Origin of the sequence: Candidatus Enterovibrio altilux, from assembly GCF_002381345.1 — a bacterium.
Lineage (GTDB): Bacteria > Pseudomonadota > Gammaproteobacteria > Enterobacterales > Vibrionaceae > Enterovibrio > Enterovibrio altilux.
On record NZ_CP020663.1, the window covers coordinates 18,547 to 37,450 of the forward strand.

Annotated in this window: 11 protein-coding genes and 6 pseudogenes; 15 read left to right on the plus strand and 2 right to left on the minus strand. The window is 38.1% G+C overall.

The genetic code is table 11. From position 1 onward, the window contains the following. The first annotated feature begins 13 nt into the window (after nt 1–13). From hscA to ruvB, 8 genes and pseudogenes are all read left to right on the plus strand, one after another. The gene (hscA, locus tag BTN50_RS07745; RefSeq protein WP_096619710.1) at nt 14–1,864 is read left to right on the plus strand and encodes a Fe-S protein assembly chaperone HscA; all 1,851 of its coding nucleotides are present in this window, start codon (nt 14–16) and stop codon (nt 1,862–1,864) included. A 3-nt stretch (nt 1,865–1,867) separates the two neighbouring features. Beyond that, nucleotides 1,868–2,206 (plus strand): ISC system 2Fe-2S type ferredoxin, encoded by a 339-nt coding sequence (fdx, locus tag BTN50_RS07750; protein ID WP_096619711.1) that lies wholly within the window; start codon nt 1,868–1,870, stop codon nt 2,204–2,206. A 60-nt stretch (nt 2,207–2,266) separates the two neighbouring features. After that, nucleotides 2,267–2,467 carry a Fe-S cluster assembly protein IscX gene (iscX, locus tag BTN50_RS07755; RefSeq protein WP_096619712.1) on the plus strand — a complete coding sequence of 67 codons (201 nt, stop codon included), beginning with the start codon at nt 2,267–2,269 and terminating at the stop codon, nt 2,465–2,467. A gap of 110 nt (nt 2,468–2,577) precedes the next feature. Further along, nucleotides 2,578–2,721: a hypothetical protein gene (locus BTN50_RS10250; protein WP_161492999.1), complete on the plus strand. Its 144-nt coding sequence runs from the start codon at nt 2,578–2,580 to the stop codon at nt 2,719–2,721. Between the two features lie 356 nt (nt 2,722–3,077). Then, the gene (locus tag BTN50_RS12685) at nt 3,078–3,218 is read left to right on the plus strand and encodes a transposase (RefSeq protein ID WP_449240179.1); all 141 of its coding nucleotides are present in this window, start codon (nt 3,078–3,080) and stop codon (nt 3,216–3,218) included. Between the two features lie 121 nt (nt 3,219–3,339). Further along, on the plus strand, nt 3,340–3,531 hold the full coding sequence (locus BTN50_RS12690) for a hypothetical protein (RefSeq protein ID WP_449240180.1): 192 nt from the start codon (nt 3,340–3,342) through the stop codon (nt 3,529–3,531). 624 nt (nt 3,532–4,155) lie between these two features. Beyond that, nucleotides 4,156–4,722, plus strand: coding sequence for a Holliday junction branch migration protein RuvA (gene ruvA, locus BTN50_RS07765; RefSeq protein ID WP_096619713.1), 567 nt, complete (start codon nt 4,156–4,158; stop codon nt 4,720–4,722). 77 nt (nt 4,723–4,799) lie between these two features. Beyond that, a pseudogene (gene ruvB / locus BTN50_RS11715) lies at nt 4,800–5,804 on the plus strand (Holliday junction branch migration DNA helicase RuvB). Between the two features lie 54 nt (nt 5,805–5,858). On the opposite strand, the pseudogene metG reads toward ruvB, so the two are convergent. Next, nucleotides 5,859–7,502 (minus strand): annotated as a pseudogene (gene metG, locus BTN50_RS07775) (methionine--tRNA ligase); the annotation flags it as partial. A 1,447-nt stretch (nt 7,503–8,949) separates the two neighbouring features. Between metG and aspS the strand changes: the two are divergent. Next, nucleotides 8,950–10,725 carry an aspartate--tRNA ligase gene (gene aspS, locus BTN50_RS07780; protein WP_096619714.1) on the plus strand — a complete coding sequence of 592 codons (1,776 nt, stop codon included), beginning with the start codon at nt 8,950–8,952 and terminating at the stop codon, nt 10,723–10,725. A gap of 780 nt (nt 10,726–11,505) precedes the next feature. Here aspS and BTN50_RS07785 read toward each other — a convergent pair. Then, nucleotides 11,506–12,258, minus strand: a pseudogene (locus tag BTN50_RS07785) (YebC/PmpR family DNA-binding transcriptional regulator). 782 nt (nt 12,259–13,040) lie between these two features. Between BTN50_RS07785 and BTN50_RS11565 the strand changes: the two are divergent. The 6 genes and pseudogenes from BTN50_RS11565 to BTN50_RS07810 all read left to right on the plus strand — a co-directional run. Beyond that, nucleotides 13,041–13,579: pseudogene (locus tag BTN50_RS11565) on the plus strand (transposase); the annotation flags it as partial. A 123-nt stretch (nt 13,580–13,702) separates the two neighbouring features. Further along, nucleotides 13,703–14,584 carry a 2-dehydropantoate 2-reductase gene (locus tag BTN50_RS07790; protein WP_096619715.1) on the plus strand — a complete coding sequence of 294 codons (882 nt, stop codon included), beginning with the start codon at nt 13,703–13,705 and terminating at the stop codon, nt 14,582–14,584. Between the two features lie 203 nt (nt 14,585–14,787). Further along, complete coding sequence (rsxA, locus tag BTN50_RS07795) at nt 14,788–15,369, plus strand: electron transport complex subunit RsxA (RefSeq protein WP_096619716.1); 582 nt, start codon at nt 14,788–14,790, stop codon at nt 15,367–15,369. After that, nucleotides 15,369–15,878: pseudogene (rsxB, locus tag BTN50_RS07800) on the plus strand (electron transport complex subunit RsxB); the annotation flags it as partial. The gene rsxA and the pseudogene rsxB, both read left to right, overlap by 1 nt. A gap of 71 nt (nt 15,879–15,949) precedes the next feature. Further along, nucleotides 15,950–17,593, plus strand: coding sequence for an electron transport complex subunit RsxC (gene rsxC, locus BTN50_RS07805; protein WP_096619718.1), 1,644 nt, complete (start codon nt 15,950–15,952; stop codon nt 17,591–17,593). Between the two features lie 288 nt (nt 17,594–17,881). Then, nucleotides 17,882–18,752 (plus strand): annotated as a pseudogene (locus BTN50_RS07810) (IS5 family transposase). The last annotated feature ends 152 nt before the right edge of the window (nt 18,753–18,904 follow it).

The following is an 18,904-nucleotide window of genomic DNA, read 5'->3' on the forward strand; positions in this document are numbered from 1 at the left end:
TATAGGAATCAGCATGGCACTGTTACAAATTACAGAATGCGGTAAGGGTGCTGCTCCGCACGAGCAAAAACTCACTGTCGGTATCGACTTAGGCACGACAAATACTTTAGTTGCATCAGTACGCAGTGGCACGGTAACAATATTAAATGATATTCAAGGTCGTGCACTAATTCCATCAATTGTTCACTATAGTGAAGATTCCACTCTCATCGGCTATGATGCACAAGCGCAGTCAGAAAATGACAGCACTAATACTATTATATCAGTAAAACGCTTGATGGGCCGTTCATTAGCTGATATTCAGTCTCGCTACCCATATCTCCCTTATGTTTTCACTGCGTCCGAAAACGGCTTACCGTTAATTAATACGCGTGCAGGAAATAAAAATCCAATTGAAGTGTCTGCCGATATCCTTCGCGCTATAAATGAACGAGCTAAATCTTCATTGGGCGATAAGCTTGAAGGTGTTGTAATTACCGTGCCTGCTTATTTTGATGATGCACAACGTGCTGGCACAAAAGATGCGGCTAAATTAGCAGGGTTGAATGTACTTCGACTGTTGAATGAGCCTACTGCAGCAGCAATTGCTTATGGATTAGATTCTGGCCAAGAAGGGATCATTGCTGTTTATGACTTTGGGGGTGGTACCTTTGATATTTCAATTCTTTGTCTATCAAAAGGAGTATTTGAAGTGTTAGCAACGGGTGGTGACTCGGCATTAGGCGGTGATGATTTTGACCACTTAATTGCAGATTGGATTGCTGCACAATCCAATGTTGGTAACTTATCAGGTGGTGATTACCGCCGATTACTTAATGCAGCTACCGCAACTAAAGTAGCGCTTAGCAACGATAGTAATGCTGATATCAACGTTCTTGGCTGGCAAGGTTCGCTTAATCGCGTTCAGTTTAATGAATTAATTAGTGCATTGGTCAATAAAACGTTACTTTTTTGCCGGCGAGCACTTAAAGATGCACTAGTAACAACAAAAGAGATATCAGAAGTTGTTATGGTTGGCGGTTCTACACGTGTACCTTTAATTCGCGAAAAAGTTGGTAATTTTTTCGGTCGTATACCATTGACTGATATCAATCCAGATACAGTGGTTGCGATAGGTGCTGCGACACAAGCAGATATTTTAGTTGGCAATAAACCTAATAACGAAATGTTATTGCTGGATGTTATGGCTTTATCTCTTGGTATTGAAACCATAGGCGGACTTGTTGAAAAAATTATTCCGCGTAATACAACAATTCCCATTGCACGCACACAAGAATTCACAACGTTTAAAGATGGTCAAACAGGAATGAAAATACATGTGGTTCAAGGGGAACGTGACATGGTGGGTGATTGCCGTTCTTTAGCTAACTTTACCTTAAAAGGTATACCCCCCATGACTGCTGGTACAGCACATATTAGAGTAACCTATCAAGTTGATGCTGATGGATTACTCTCTGTGACGGCAAAGGAAAAGAGCACTGAAGTTCAATCTTCTATTCAGGTTAATCCATCATACGGTCTGAGTGACGACGAAGCGAGCAACATGCTCCGTTCTTCATTTACTCATGCACAAGAAGATAAAAATGCGCGATACCTTGCAGAGCAACGTATTGAAGCTAACCGTATGATTGAAGGCCTACTGGTTGCATTGGATGCTAATAGTGACGAACTTCTGTCAAAAGATGAAAAAAAAGTACTCATTTCCGTTATTGAAGCGTTAATTTTGTTGCAAAATGGTAATGATGCATCAGCGATTGAACAAGGCATAAAAGATACAGAAAAAGCAAGTAGAAATTTTGTGTTACGCCATATGGATAAAGCCATCAGTGAAGCGCTGACTGGCCATTCAATTGATGAGATTTAGGGCATGCCAAAGATTATTGTTCTGCCACACAAAGATCTTTGCCCGAAAGGCACTATTTTAGAAGCTGAAACTGGAGAGACCGTACTGAATATTGCACTTCGCAATGGTATTGCCATTGAGCACGCATGTGAAAAATCGTGTGCATGTACAACGTGCCACGTGATTATTCGAAAAGGTTTTGATTCGCTAACTGAAAGTGATGAACAAGAAGATGATATGCTGGATAAAGCGTGGGGACTGGAGCCTGAATCACGCTTAGGTTGTCAAGCTAAAGTGGCCGATCAAGACCTAGTGATTGAAGTACCTCGTTACACATTCAATCACGCTGCAGAAAATAACTAAATAGTTCTATATCATACATACTAAATATATATTGAATGATTAAACTTGGGAGTAGGTGCAATGAACTTGACATGGGTTGACTTTCATAATATTGCGATGGAACTAGTAGAAAAATTTCCTGAAACTGATCCTAAAACCGTAAGATTCACAGATCTTCATCAGTGGGTATTAGAACTTGAAAATTTTTCTGATGACCCTAATCAATCAAATGAAAAAATATTAGAGACTATTATCCTATGCTGGATGGACGAAAGAAATTAATCATGGACTAACACCAACATCCTTATTTATATATTTTTAATTGTATATTTATTAACTTGAGCCTAACATAATATATCTACTTTTTTGTATAATTATTATCGTTACTATTCATGCTTATTGTTGATTATATCAGCAAACAAGTACAATTTCAAGGTATACAATACACCATGGTAGATACTGACACTACCATTGAAAACGAAGCTGTAGTATTTTTTGGTTTGCATATACTTACCAAGCATATCGGCCTAGTATAATACGAATACTTTTTTGAACTTACTATGGCTTTATTTCCTAAATCATGGAACTAAATCATTAATATACGTTTTAAACAACTAAGCTCACTTGAGTATGTTAGTCTATGAGTATGCTCCACTATAAAATAGCAAATTGGAAACAGTTTAATCAAGTTTTAATTAATTTTGACTCACTCATATGCTGGATTGATAAAAAATTCATTCAACTTTGGAATAAAACTAAGCAGGTAATCATGGAAAACTTTGTTTATTTAGCTACTTGCTATTACAATGGTTTTCATGGTTAAATACGTATTTTCAATGCTATTGAAAGGTCTACAGAGATTCATTAATTTTATTTTCAAACTTCTTAACTATTGGTATCATACCATCACTATTCATGGATTAGCAAGCGAGCCACAACGGTTAACGCCTCATTCAAGACTAAGACTAACAGCATCATCCTGCACTTAGCTATGGATGCTAGGGGGCTCAAAGTCTACGGTGAGAGCAAATAAAAAGTAAGAAAGCATGGCACTGGTTGGGAAATAGCAGGTCTGGCGTAAGTTACATTTAGTATTAGATATCAATACGCATAAATCATTGCTACTGAGTTAAGTGTATCAAATGTAACTGACGGTGCAGTGCTACCTAACTTGCTCCAACAGACTCGTTGAAAAATCAATGAAATATCTGGCGATGGCGCTTACAACGCTTGACAATATTGCGAAACTATTTACATTAAAGATGTGCTTCCACTCCTCCCACCAAAAAAGGAGCAATTCTGGGGAACAAGATATGGTTACCATAAACGTTCCCTATCAGAGATAGGTAACGTTTCGAGTTAAAAAATTACTGGGAGAAAAATTGAGCCTAAGGGTCCACAATCCCCAGATTAGTGAAACCTAGACATGATAAAAGCATTGAATCAACTGACGGGATGAGTATGCCTCAAACATAAGCGCTCACCTGATAGTGAATCATGTTAAAATTTATTACTTAGAGTAAAATGAGGAAATAAAGCTTTACTAATCTAAAATGTTAGTAAACCACGATTCATTAAAACTTAATTATACTGCTTCCAGTGGATTATTTTGTAACGAAGTTTGTCCATAGACCTAAGTATTTAAATGAACCTAGCTGTTGAGAGCGTAAAGTACTAGTGACATTCCCTATTATAGGCAACAAAGCCTAGCAAACCTAGTAGTCTTGCTTTAATTGCAGCGATCTTGTCATACTGAGTAAATAGTACGCATGGCTTCTGTATGTGTCTTTTTTGATGGTTATATTTTAGCTAATGCGTCCTATTCACTTTGTGAAGTAGGTCACCAACTAACTTTTGCTTTTTCTAATGTCATGAAAAATGTCTAAATATATCATATTGATTAAACTAGATATTTATCCAGCTATTTATTATTTTAATGATAATTCACTCTATACAAATGAGCCCTCACTGTGATTGGTAGATTGCGCGGTATTTTGCTGGAAAAACAACCCCCTGACATTCTCCTTGAAGTCAATGATATCGGTTACGAAGTAAGTATGCCTATAAACTGCTTCTATGAACTTCCGAATATTGGTGAAGTAGTTAATATTTATACCCATTTTCTTGTACGCGAAAATGCGCAATTGCTTTATGGGTTTAATACGACGGTTGAACGTGCGTTATTCCGAGCTGTGATTAAAACTAATGGTGTTGGTCCTAAATTAGGTCTGGCGATTCTATCCGGTATGACGGTGCCGCAATTTATTGATAGTATAGAGCGTGCAGATCTTTCAACATTGGTAAAGATCCATGGGGTGGGAAAAAAAACCGCTAAGCGCCTAATGATTGAAATGCCTGACCGTCTGAAGAATTGGGCTAATTTTAATTTGCTGACTTGGCATGCAAATGTGGCTGCACAGTGTGTTAACAGCAAAAACGCCATAATGACAGCGTCGACGAATCCGAAAGATGAAGCCATGGGCACGCTGATCGCTCTCGGTTATAAAGCAATGCAAGCTGAGAAAGTGGTAAAATAGATCGCACATGTTGATATGACTAGCGAAGCCATTATACGCAATGCTTTACGTTCAATGACCTAATGGCACTTCACTGAATGATTAAGTTAGACCACTTGATGAGTATTGTACCACCACTGCGAGACGATGAAATAATTGAGCTATTATCCGTTCTAGATTATTAAAGGATTACAGAGGTCAAGATCATGTTCGCAGCCAAATGGAAATGTTCATTCATGCTGCAAGAACACGTGAAGAAGCACTAGATCACTTATTGATTTTGGGCCTTTCTCGTTTAGGAAAAACGACTTTCACAAATATTATGGCTAATAAAATAAGTTTTAGTATTATAGTCACGTCTGGCCCTGTATTAAAGAAAACTGGAAATTTGACCACGTTACTAAGGAACCTTGAACCGGATAACAGACTTTTCATTGATGAAATTCACCGGCTCAGCGTTGTGATAGAAAAATTTTACACTCTACAATAGAAGATTACCAGTTAGATATAATGATTAAAGAAGGATCAGAAGTTCACTCAATTAAAATCGTTCATCCACCTTCACATTGGTGGATGCGACAACACGGGCGGGCTCACTAACATCGCCGCTTCGTGATCATTTTGGTATTGCACAACATCTTAAGCATTATAGTATTACTGATTTTAAGGGTATTGTACAGGGTAGTGCAAGTTACCTAAACCTTATGATTGATGAAAAAGGGACATATAAAATTAAAAAACATGCGAGAGGAACACTACGAATTACTATCCGTTTACTATGTTGTGCTCGTGACTATACGGAAGCGAAAGCGCACGATGATATCAATGTAGAAGTAGAATTAAAAGCATTGAATATACTGGATATTGATAATTGAGGCTGAGACTATATGGACCATAAACTGTTGAAACACATTATTGAAAAATTTAATGGTGGCCCTGTTGGTTTGGATAATTTGGCAGCTGCTATAGGTGAATTGAAAGACACGGTAAAAAATGTGCTGTAACCTTACCTTATACAACAGGATTATTTGCAGTACACACAGCACAGTCATATTACCAGTCAACGTGCTTATTTGCATTTAAGATTTAATCTGTCTGAATAAAACAGTATTGCAATGATACACAACATGAAGCCATTGCTTTTTTAGTTGTCATGTTTTTTTAGACGCTGCTATCATAGCCTTAATTTGCTTTGGGTCGATACGATTAAATAATGCTTTAAACGGACTTACAGTGTGGTTAGTTAGAGGTAGTATGATACCTTCCCACGTCAGCGATTCATTCAAAAATATTTCAGCGCGTAATGTTAATTCAGGCATAACAGGTTTTAAGTAAGCAATCAAAACACGAAATAAGTTAATACCCATAGAGCAAATGGCTTGTAGTTCCTCATCTTTGCCTTCTTCTTTAGCAATAACCCAAGGAGCTTTCTCGTCAACATATTGATTAGCTTTATCAGCTAATGTCATAATTTCTCGGATTGCACGGCTAAACTCACGTTTTTCATACAGATCACCTATCAGCTTAGCAGATCCGGCAAAACCGGCATATAGCTCAAGCTCCACACAATCAGCGGATAGCTTGCCTGCAAAACGCTTAGTGATAAAGCTTGCATTACGTGATGCGAGATTCACGACCTTGTTTACGATGTCAGAGTTTACGCGTTGGACGAAGTCATCAAAATTTAAATCTAAATCATTGATGCGATTATTTAGTTTTGCAGTGTAATAGTAGCGTAGACATTCAGGATCTAAATATTTCAGGTATGTACTTGCTTTAATGAAGGTACCTTTTGACTTAGACATTTTAGCACCATTAACTGTCACATAACCATGAACAAATATATTCGTTGGTTTACGGAAACCTGCACCGTCTAGCATTGCCGTCCAGAATAAGCTGTGGAAGTATATTATGTCTTTGCCAATAAAATGATACAATTCAGTGGTGCTATCTTTCTTCCAGTACTCATCGAAATCTACTGCTTTGTTTTTATCACAGTAATTCTTAAATGAACTTATGTAGCTGATTGGTGCGTCTAGCCATACATAGAAATATTTACCAGATTCACCTGGAATTTCGAAACCAAAATAAGGTGCATCGCGAGAAATATCCCACGGCTGCAGGCCAGTTTCAAACCACTCTGCTATTTTATTGGCAGTTTCTTCTTGAAGCGAACCGGAAGTTATCCATGCCTGCAGCATGTCTTGGAACTGTGGAAGATCGAAAAAAAAGTGTACAGAATCACGTCTCAAAGGAGTTGCACCGCTCACTACTGAGCTAGGATTCATCAGTTCTGTAGAACAGTAGATTGCGCCACAATTATCACAGTTATCACCGTACTGATCTACGGACTTGCAATTCGGGCAAGTGCCTTTAACAAAACGATCAGGAAGGAACATTTCTTTTTCTGGGTCAAACAATTGAGAAATACTGCGACTATGAATAAAACCGTTATTTTTTAGCTGCGTATAAATATGCAACACAAGCTCACGGTTTTCTCTGCTATGTGTGCTATGGTAGTTGTCAAAACTAATGTTGAAGTTCGCAAAATCTGTTTCATGCTCTTTTTGCATTTCAGTAATCATGGCTTCCGGCTCAATTCCCAACAACTGAGCCTTTAACATGATTGGCGTACCGTGTGCATCGTCTGCACAAATAAACTTAACCGTATTGCCACGTAAGCGCTGATAACGTACCCAGACGTCTGCTTGGATATGTTCAAGCATATGACCCAAATGAATAGAACCATTTGCGTAAGGCAGAGCGCAAGTAACCAGAATTTTTCGATAATTTGCAACCATAGTTTATAAGGTTCACTTTTTGACAGGATTAATCGAATTGATAGCACAGATATTACTTAATATACAGTAGAATGCCTAGCCTGTATTAATATGTTTCAATTGATCGATTGTGATTAAAGGTAATATTCACGTTCAATGAATATACAAATCATTTAAACGTATATTTCCGTTTATTTTGAGCATACAATAATCTCGCTATTGAGCCGTTTTAAGTAAGTTCCATGGATTAAATGCGTTACGTATAGAGTTTACTAACAATGTATTTATTAGCAAGCAAGATATCGTACAGACTAAAACCATATGTACACCAAAATGCAATATTAAATATTGATAAGCGATTGAGCTTATTCTTCCCATAACAATCAAATTTGTGAATAAAAATTTTTTAATCAAGGCTCACAAGCATACTAAGGCTAGTTATGAGTATTTTTAGGCTTTATTGTCTGCTTAGAATTTAGATAGCAACTCCCAACATGATATGCTATTAGATGCTCGCTTTTGTTTTAGGCATGCCTAGCCCTGTCAGCTTGTTTAATCCTTTTCTCATGGCGTTGGTTTATCCATCTAGACCTTGCTGCTAAATAAGGGCCCAAATTATCAATTGATGTTATAGACAGCTGAGTTTGTTTAAATATTTATGCCTATGGTCACATTTCCCTATAAAATAGTTAACTGGACGTTGTATACTCAAACTTTAATTATCATGGTTCACTAATATTCTGGCTTTATGAAGAAGCTAATCAGCTATGAAATTAAACTAAGCCGGTAATTACGAGAAACCTCGTTCATTAAGTAACTGAACGATTATGAATGATTTTTTCATGGCCAAACGTGTATTTTCAATGTTATCAATAGAGCTGTTAGATTTATTCATTAACCCAGAATGTTAGTAAGCGACGATTGCTCATAGACCTGAATATTGAAGTGAGCCTAATTCTTTAGACTATTGATTAAAATATAGTTTTTTTATTTAGGAATAAAACTGATTATCATAAACGTTCGATAGCAAAGACAGCAATGATTCGAGTCAAAAAAACACGGGAGTAACATTGAGCCTAAGGAATAACACAACTCAAATTAGTGAAACCGACGTCATAATAAACGTGTTAAATAAGCTGACAAGATTGGGTATACCTAAGACTAAAGTAATTGTCTAATAGTGAATCATGTGGAAATTTGCTATCTGAACTCGAATTGGCGAGCAAAGCCAAGCCAATATAAAGTCAATGCCTATTATTTTTTTAAGCTAGTGGGTTTTCGGTATTACGTTACCCTCTGATTTTCCGCATTGTACTAATTTTTTATATGTTTTGTTATTTTGATATATTTTAGCATTGAGTGAGTTTTTTCATTCAGCAAGTGCGTGCAGCGTAGTCTGTAAGCCTTCTTTCGTAGCTTTGCGTCTTTTGATGCAATAAGACAGTAAATAACAGATCGGGAGATTAATATGCGCACCCAATATTGTGGTTACCTAAACAAATCCTTAGTAGGGCAAACTGTAACACTTTGTGGCTGGGTCAACCGTCGTCGTGATTTAGGAGCTCTTATATTTATTGATATGCGTGACCGAGAAGGTATGGTTCAAGTGGTGGTTGAGCCGGATATTCAAAACATATTCGAGATTGCCAACCAGTTGCGTAGTGAATTTTGTATCATAATTACGGGTGAAGTGCGTTTTCGCCCAGCAAGCCAAGTGAACAGGAATATGGCAACTGGTGAAGTAGAAGTACTGGCCACAGAACTAGAAATAATCAACCATGCAGCGCCACTACCACTAGACTTTAACCAAGTTAACTCTGAAGAACAACGTTTGAGGTTCCGTTATTTGGATTTGCGTCGTCCTGAAATGAACGATCGCATTAAACTTCGTGCAAAAGCATCTAACTGTGTGCGTCGTTTCCTGAATGACCATGGTTTTTTGGACATTGAAACTCCTGTACTAACAAAAGCTACGCCAGAAGGTGCACGCGACTACTTAGTTCCAAGTCGTATTCATAAAGGCTGCTTCTATGCATTGCCACAATCTCCTCAGCTGTTCAAACAGCTTTTAATGATGTCTGGGTTTGACCGTTACTATCAAGTTGTTAAGTGCTTCCGTGATGAGGATTTACGTGCGGACCGCCAGCCTGAATTCACCCAAATAGATATAGAGACCTCATTCATGAGCGCTGATCAAGTACGTGATGTGGCTGAAAATATGGTTCGTAACATGTGGCAAGAGCTTTTGCATGTAGATCTAGGTCAGTTCCCAATCATAACATTTGCTGAATCAATGCGTCGTTTCGGTTCGGACAAGCCTGATCTACGTAATCCATTAGAAATAGTTGATGTTGCTGACCTGTTGGGAAATGTTAAGTTCAAGGCATTCTCTAGCCCAGCCAACGATCCAAAAAGTCGTGTTGCTGTTATTCGCGTGCCTGGCGGTGCAACATTATCTCGCAAGCGAATTGATGAATACACTAAATTTGTGGGTATTTATGGTGCGAAAAGTCTAGCATGGATGAAAGTTCACAACCATTCTGCTGGGTCTGAAGGCGTTCAATCTCCAGTTGCTGAGTTCCTAAATGAAAATATTGTTAACGGACTTCTTAAGCGCACAAGCGCAAGATCTGGTGATATCATTCTATTCTGTGCTGACCGCAAGAATGTTGTTACCGAAGCGATGGGGGCGCTGCGTCTGAAGTTAGGTACTGATATGAAACTAATTGACAAAACAAAATGGGCACCGCTTTGGATTATTGATTTCCCAATGTTTAAAAAAAATGATGATGGCAACCTGCACGCAATGCATCATCCGTTCACGTCTCCACTGGGTATAACTGCGGAAGTGCTGAAAGTTAACCCTGCATCTGCCATTTCAAATGCTTACGATATGGTATTGAATGGTTACGAAGTTGGTGGTGGTTCTGTACGAATTCATAACTCTGATATGCAAAGCGTTGTGTTTGATCTTTTAGGTATTGAATCAGACGAGCAACAAGATAGATTTAGCTTCCTACTTGAAGCATTGAAATATGGTACGCCACCGCACGCTGGTATCGCATTCGGTTTTGATCGTTTAGTTATGTTACTCTGTGGTACTGAGAATATTCGTGATGTTATTGCGTTCCCAAAAACCACTTCTGCAGCATGTTTATTGATGGATACGCCAAGTTTGGCGTATCCATCGTCGCTTGAAGAACTCGCGATTTCAGTTACGGCATCAACAAAAGAAAACGGATAAATCAACAATTTATTGGCTTTATTTCTTAATTCGAGTTCAGATAGCAAGTCCCAATAAATGAATTATTAGTTACTCGCTTTCGTTTTAGGCAAACCTAACCCTACCAGCTTATTTAATGCTTTTATTAGTGCAGAGATTCCGCTAATTTGGATATTTTAATCTCTTAGGGTCCGATATGTCCACCCTAACAGTTTCTTGATTCGAAACATTGTCATCTTTTATAGGGGATGTTTATGGTAGTCATGCCTCGTTTTTCAATGTTGATTTGAACCGTATAACTTCTAGTAACTGACCGTATTTTAAAAAATTGCTCCTCTTTTGGTAAGGTAAATGGAACCCTTCGTTTATTACGAATGAAGTCGTAACATTGCTTGGTGTAATAAGTTCCGTCGACTAATATTTCATTAGTTTTTCGCCGGATTTGTTTGAGCAAGTTAGGTCACACTCCACCGTCAGTCACATTTAATGCACTTAACTCAGCAGTAATAATTTCATGCGTATTGATAGTTATTGCTATACGTAACTTACGTCAAACTCTACATTTTTGCCCGTGCCTTGTTTTGTTGCGTCCCATGCGCCCAGTTCTGTTTCCTAATTCGAGTTCAGGTAGCAAATCCTAATATGATTTATTAAGCTCTACGTACCCACGAAACTACTTTGCTACATCACATCAAAGCTCACTAAAGATTATTCCTAGTATAAAATATCTACGGTTAAGAGGCTTGTAATAGTTACCGCTGACATTAGATGTCGTTTTTATCAGCATCAACAAACAATATGTCACACTAACTTCAATTCATTGAATACACAATAAGAAGTATGACCCTTGTGATACACTTCTTGCACTTCGTTAAGATCTTCTAGAGCACCAATCAAACGCAATAATTTAAGTACGGTAGTTGAATCCAACTCCACTTTAGTCGAAGGAACTAGCGCCACTTCAGCGTTTTACGCTTCAAACCCAGCCGCATCTAATACATCTTTGACCAAACTAAAATCAGCCGCCGTGGTATAAATATCCATTAATCCACCATCATGCGTTTCAATGTCATCAGCACCACCATTCAATGCAACTTCCATCATTTCATCTTCGTCTAAACCTGCCTCATACGAAATCACACGTTTTTTGTGGAATAAATAGTTAACACTACCATCCGTTCCCAAGTTTCCACCTGACTTTGAAAATGCATGACGCACACCTGGAACGGTACGGTTACGATTGTCAGTCATACTTTCAACCATCACCGTAATCTCTGCTGGACCATAACCTTCATACATAACCGTTTCCATGTTTTCGTCATTTTCACCGTCAGCACCACGAATAACTGCACGGTTTATTGTATCTCGGATCATATTGTGCGATAATACTTTATCAATCGTGGCCCGCAAACGAGAATTATTACCTGACTTTAATCCGCCTTCTTTAGTTGCTACCGTGATTTCGTGAATCAGCTTAATGAAAATTTTACCACGCTTTAAATTTTGCGTGGCTTTACGGTGTTTGATACTGGTAAATTTGCTGTAACCTGCCATTCTCACTCCCATTTCAAGTGGCTGAATTACCATTAATATTGCCGCATATATACTTAATAAACATGAAGATGCAGGCTTGAACACCTTGAACGTATGATTATGCTGGACATCAAAGAGCCTATAAACTCTAGCAGAGTGACAATGAAGAATGGCTCAATAGCCTCTTTAAAATAACGTTTATTTAAAATAGTACATATTACTTCTTGACTGTACACTCATGATCTACCATAGTCTCTTTATCAGATTCATATTTGACCTATAAGAAATAAGGTATTATAGCGTAATATTCAGAATGTATACTACAGTTTTGACGAGATGACCTCAATGATATTCCGCTACTTCACAAACAGTATGGTGCTGATAATTAATGGTTAATTTACTATTTATCGTCTCATAGTCGCTGACTATGCTACTGGCTTTATTTCCTAATTTGAGTTCAGACAACAAACCCCACATGATTCACTACTGAACAGTCGCTTTTGTTTTAGGCATACCTAATCTGGTCAGCTTCTTTAACACTTTTATCATGGCGTAGGTTGCACTGATCTGAATTATATGATCCCTTAGACTCAATTTTGTTGGCAGTAGTTTTTTGACTCAAACCATTGCTGTTTCTGCTAGGCAACGTTTATTGTAACTGATTTTATTTCCTCAATAAGGAACTAAATTTTCAATTAATACTCTAAACAGTTAGGCTCACTAACATTTTAAATTAATGGAAAAACTATTTAGTTATGGAATTAAACTAAGCGAGCAATCATGGGAGGATTCGTTTATTTTCCAATTTAGTTATTAATTCCACGGGGTTCCAAGTCTACGGCGAAGAAAAATAAAAAATAAAAAGCATTGTTTAATGGGAAACGGCAAGTCTGGCGCAAGCTACATTTAGCGGTAGATATCAATACGCATAAAATCATTATTGCTGAGTTAAGTACATCAAATGTGACTGACGGTGAAGTGCTACCTAGCTGACTCAAACAGACCCGTCGAAAAATCAACGCAATATCAGTCGATAGTGCTTACGACACCAGACAATTTAAACAAGCGGGTCCACCCACACTACCAAGAAAAGAAGTAACTTGTTAGGGACGAAGTTATACGATGCCAATCAGCATTGTAAAATGACGTATGGTTACCATAAACGTTCCTGTCAGAGACAGCAATGATTCGAGTCAAAAAACTACTGGAAGGAACATTAAGCTTAAGAAATTATAATGCTAAAATTAACAAGACTTATGTCATTATAAAAACGTTAAATACTTTGACCGAACTAAAGTATGTCTACAATAAAAGCGATTATCTAATAATTTATTACATTTGAATGTGCTATCTGAATTCAAATCAAAAACAAAGTCAAAGCTTTATGGTTACTTCTTTTATTTTTTTACTCGGAGAGAGCACGACAGTGGTATGCTATATTGGAGAATAATAGAAAGGATAAGTCATGCACTTTACATGTGTCGGCGCAGGGGCAATTGGGACTCTCTGGGCATTAAAACTTCATGCAATTGGACATCATGTTCATTTTTGGACACGAGCAAAACAGTCATCTGTGATGTGCAGTTTCGAATTTCAATCAAAATATATTTTCCCTGCAAATAACACCAGAATACTTGCTGAGAGTGACTGTATTCTTGTTTGCGTAAAAGCCTTTCATGTTACGACTGCTTTAAATAATTTTTTACCTTATCTACACACATCCCCGCTCGTGATTCTTATGCATAACGGCATGGGCACGGCAAAGGATGCACTTAGAAAGCTTGGTGACATTCCTTTGCTGCTTGCCACAACGTCACAGGGAAGCTTATTAATATCAAAAAATACCATTAGGCATACTGGAATAGGAGAAACACGTTTGGGTGGTATTAATGCATCCGGAAAACAATGTGGTTTCATGGCAAATATTTTTAACGATGCACTTGCACCCTGCACATGGGATACCAACATTGAACGAGCTCTTTGGCACAAACTTGCCATCAGCTGCATGATCAATCCATTGACGGGGATTCTGCAAATCCAGAATGGTGAATTAGTGCTACCTCAATATAGAGACCAACTCCGCCAACTTGCCAATGAAGTTGCCAATGTGATGCGCGCTAAAAACATAGAAATAGATAGCGAAATTGTATTATATCATGCACTTTTCGTGGCGGTAGCGACTGCAACCAATTACTCTTCAATGAATCGTGATATTTTTTTTAAACGTTCTTCCGAAATAGGATTCATCACGGGATATTTGATTCGTTGTGCCGCCAGTTTCGGTATTGCTCTCCCTGAGAATCAATCACTATATAATACAATTAAACATTTAGAACAATCCTATTAAACACCTAGTTTTTAGTATTCCTTACCTGCAGTATAGTAAAAATATAAATCGTTACTGTTATTGATGCGATATAAAATTTACCACAACTCAAAATAAAATTATCCATTGTGGCAATTCGTAACTAATCCTTCCGTCATTTAGTTGTTATTGACGCCTCAAAGTCTGATAATATAAAGATCTCTTTAAAATATTCAAATAATGGTATGACTGAGTATTTATTGCTTCTTATCGGCACCGTCTTAGTGAATAATTTTGTGCTGGTTAAATTTCTTGGTATTTGCCCCTTTATGGGTGTGTCAAAAAAACTTGAAACCGCTATCGGCATGAGTCTCGCAACAACCTTTGTACTCACCTTAGCGTCCGTGAGTTCATATCTTGTTGAAAGTTACATCTTAGAACCCTTAAATATAGAGTATTTACGTACCTTGAGCTTTATTTTAGTGATCGCTGTTGTCGTACAGTTCACCGAAATGGTAGTACATAAAAGCAGCCCCATCCTCTATCACTTGCTTGGTATTTTTTTACCTTTAATTACCACCAACTGTGCCGTACTCGGTGTTGCACTCCTAAATATCCATGAAAAGCACAATTTTATCGAATCCATTATTTATGGTTTTGGTGCTGCCGCGGGTTTTTCTCTAGCGTTAATTTTATTTGCAGCTATGCGCGAACGTATCACAGCAGCCGATGTTCCTCAACCATTTCGTGGGGCATCAATTGCGATGATCACTGCAGGCCTTATGTCACTCGCCTTGATGGGGTTTACTGGTTTGGTAAAACCATAATGATCGAAATTTTGATTGCGGTTCTTGCTATCACTATTCTCGCCGCCATCTTAGGTATTTTATTGGGTTTAGCTTCTATTTATTTTAAAAGTGAAGCAGATCCAATGGTTGATCAAATTGATGCTATTCTTCCCCAAACACAGTGTGGTCAATGTAATTATACAGGTTGTCGTCCGTACGCACAAGCTATCGCCAATGGAGATGACGTTAATAAATGTCTGCCTGGAGGCCAAGCAACCATGGATAAGCTCGCAGATTTGATGGGCATTAAAGTCATTCAATCAGTCCACGATGAAGCAACTAAAATTAAAACCGTTGCTTTTATTGATGAGCACGACTGCATAGGATGCACTAAATGTATCCAAGCCTGCCCTGTTGATGCAATCATTGGCAGTACAAAAGCGATGCACACTGTAATCAAAGACGAATGTACAAGTTGCGTTTTGTGTGTTGCTCCTTGTCCAACAAACTGCATTAAAATGATTCCGATTACAATCACCCCTGAAAATTGAAAATGGCAGCTTAATCAAATTTCAGTGACTCAACCCTAGGTAGATAATGTGAAAGAAATTGTAAAAACATGAATACCCTACTTCAACAAATAAAAGATGGTCGAATTTGGGATTTCCAAGGTGGCATTCATCCGCCAGAGAATAAACGTCAATCTAGCAAGGTTTCTATTGCTTCAGTAGAGATCCCAAGCAAAATTGTATTACCACTAAAACAACACATTGGAACTTCAGGAAAAGTTCTTGTGAATATTGGTGATCGTGTACTTAAAGGCGAACCGTTAACTAAATCGGCTGTTTTCCAATGTTGTCCTGTGCACGCATCAACGTCTGGTGAAATCATCGCTATCGAAGTTCGTCCCATTGCGCACCCATCAGGCTTAAGCGATACTTGCATAGAGATTTGCCCAGACTTAGATGATAAATGGGTGTCAAAAAATTCAATTACTGAATATCTAGATGTATCAGCTGAAAATTTGATTGATCATGTTCACTCAATGGGTATTTCAGGTATGGGTGGTGCAGGTTTTCCCGCAGCTAGTAAACTGCAAACAGGACTAGAGTGTACGGAAATACTTATTATTAATGGTGCAGAATGCGAACCTTATATGACAGCCAATGACCGTTTGATGCAAGAACATGCTGATGAAATCATCCAAGGCATCGAAATTGTGCAACATATTATTAAGCCGCAGTTAACCGTACTTGCAGTGGAAGATAATAAATCCAACGCTATTACCGCACTGAAAAAAGCCATTGGTAATAAACAGGATATTTTTGTGCAAGTGATACCTACCAAGTATCCGTCAGGCAGTGAAAAACAACTGATTAATCTCATCACCGGTAAGGAAGTGCCTACAAAAGGCATCCCAGCCACCATCGGCGTGCTCATGCAAAACGTCGGGACAGTGTTAGCCATTAAACGTGCCATTATTGACGGTGAGCCAATGATCCAACGAGTCGTCACTATCACGGGAACGACATTGCGAGAGCCATGCAACCGTTGGGTATTATTGGGAACACCTGTATGCTTCTTGCTAGAAAAACATGGCTATCAACCAGACAAACAATTAGAGCGCCTGATTATAGGTGGCCCAATGATGGGATTCACTGTTCCTCATTCCGATTTACCTGTCACTAAAGTAACTAATTGCGTATTAGTTCCAAGCAGACGTGAAATAACCCCTTATCTAGGAGAAATAGCCTGTATTCGGTGTCGCATATGTGCTGAAGTATGTCCAATTTCCTTATTGCCTCAGCAACTTCAGTGGTACGCCAGATATAATGACTTCGATAAGTGCGAAGAATACAATCTATTTGATTGCATTGAGTGTGGCGCTTGTGCTTATGCTTGCCCGAGTAAAATACCACTAGTACAGTACTATCGTCAGGCAAAGGCGGAAATTCGGCATCATAATGCAAAAAAAGTCGCTGCTGTACGAGCTAAACAGCGTTTCGAAGCTAAAAAACAGCGAATGGAGATAGAGCAACAGCAACACGAAGCACAACACAAAAAAGCGGCTGCAAATCGTCATAAAACAATGGAAACATTAAGTGATGACGAAGTGATTGCAGCCATGCTTGCTCGTATGAAAGCAAAATTTAAGCAAAACAAGGCCGCCAATGATGTAAAATTAATGGTTATTGATGTCATTACTCCAGCTATACAAGCAGAAGTTGCAGCCAAAGATCAGACGGAAGCTGACAACAGTTAAATGAAAAATTTTTAAAAAAACCGTAACTGTCCAGGTTGCGAACACAAAGCATAATAAGAACTTAAATAAGCGCAACCCCTAACCCCAAAAGCTGCTAGTGTTACTTTAATCACACGTCCTACAGCACGCAAAGCCACTCAAGAGGTCGATGTGTCTTCAGTGAAAACACAGTACCTGCATAATAAACGTCAGCAGAAGGTAAACGGAAAAAGCTTTGTTTCCTAAATCAGGAAACTAAATAATCAAATTATGCTCTAAACAGCTAGGTTCATTTAAAAATTCAAGTCTATGAACAAGCTCCGCTACAAAACAACTAATTGGAAGCAAGATAATCATGCTCTAATTCATAATGACACTGACATTCTGGATTGATGTTAAAATTATTCAGCTATGAAATAAAACTAAGCAGGGAATCGTAAAAAATTACGTTTATTTATTAATTTAGCTATTTCCATAGTTCTCGTAATAAAAGGCATATTTTTAATGCTATTGAAAGGTCTGTAAGGGTTTATTAATTCTATTTTTTAATTTACTCAACTGCCATTGTAATGCCTTTCTTATTTAAGGCGTTAGTAAACGAGCTACCATGGCGAACGTTACGTGTAAGACTAAGATTAGAGAAACTATTCAGCACTTAGCTATTAATCCTACGGGGCTCAAAGTCTGCGGTGGAGGCGAATTAAAAGTAAAAAAGCATGGCATGGGCGGTACACGTCGAGTTTAGCACAAGCCACATTTAGAGGTAGCTATAAATACACATGAAATCATTGTTGCTGAGTTAAGTGCATCAAATATGACTGATGGTGAAGTACTACCTAAGTTTCTCAAACGGACTCAGCAAAGAGCCAAGGAAATATTAGGCAATGGTGCTGACGAGACCAGACAATGTTACAAAACCGTTCGTGTTAAACGAGTGATTTCAATCATTCCACCAAGAAAAGGAGCAACTTTTAGGTAACGAAATCATTCGCATAATTTAGCGGTCAATTACCAGAAGTTATGCGGTTCAAATAAGCATTAGTAAACGAAGTGTGGTTACTATAAATATTCCCTATAAAATGCGATAATATTTTGAGTTGAAAAACTCTTCGGAGGGACATTGAGCTTAAGGAATCACCCTGTACATATTAGGAAACCCTACACAATGATAAAAACGTGAGATAAACTGATAGGGATCGATTATGCCTAAAACGTAAACGATCGTCTGAGAGCTCATCATGTTGGGATTTCCTATCTGAACGTGAATTAGGAAACAATGCCACTTTAAAAGTAAACACTATGTCCAAGAGGCTATCGAATAAATTTTGAATT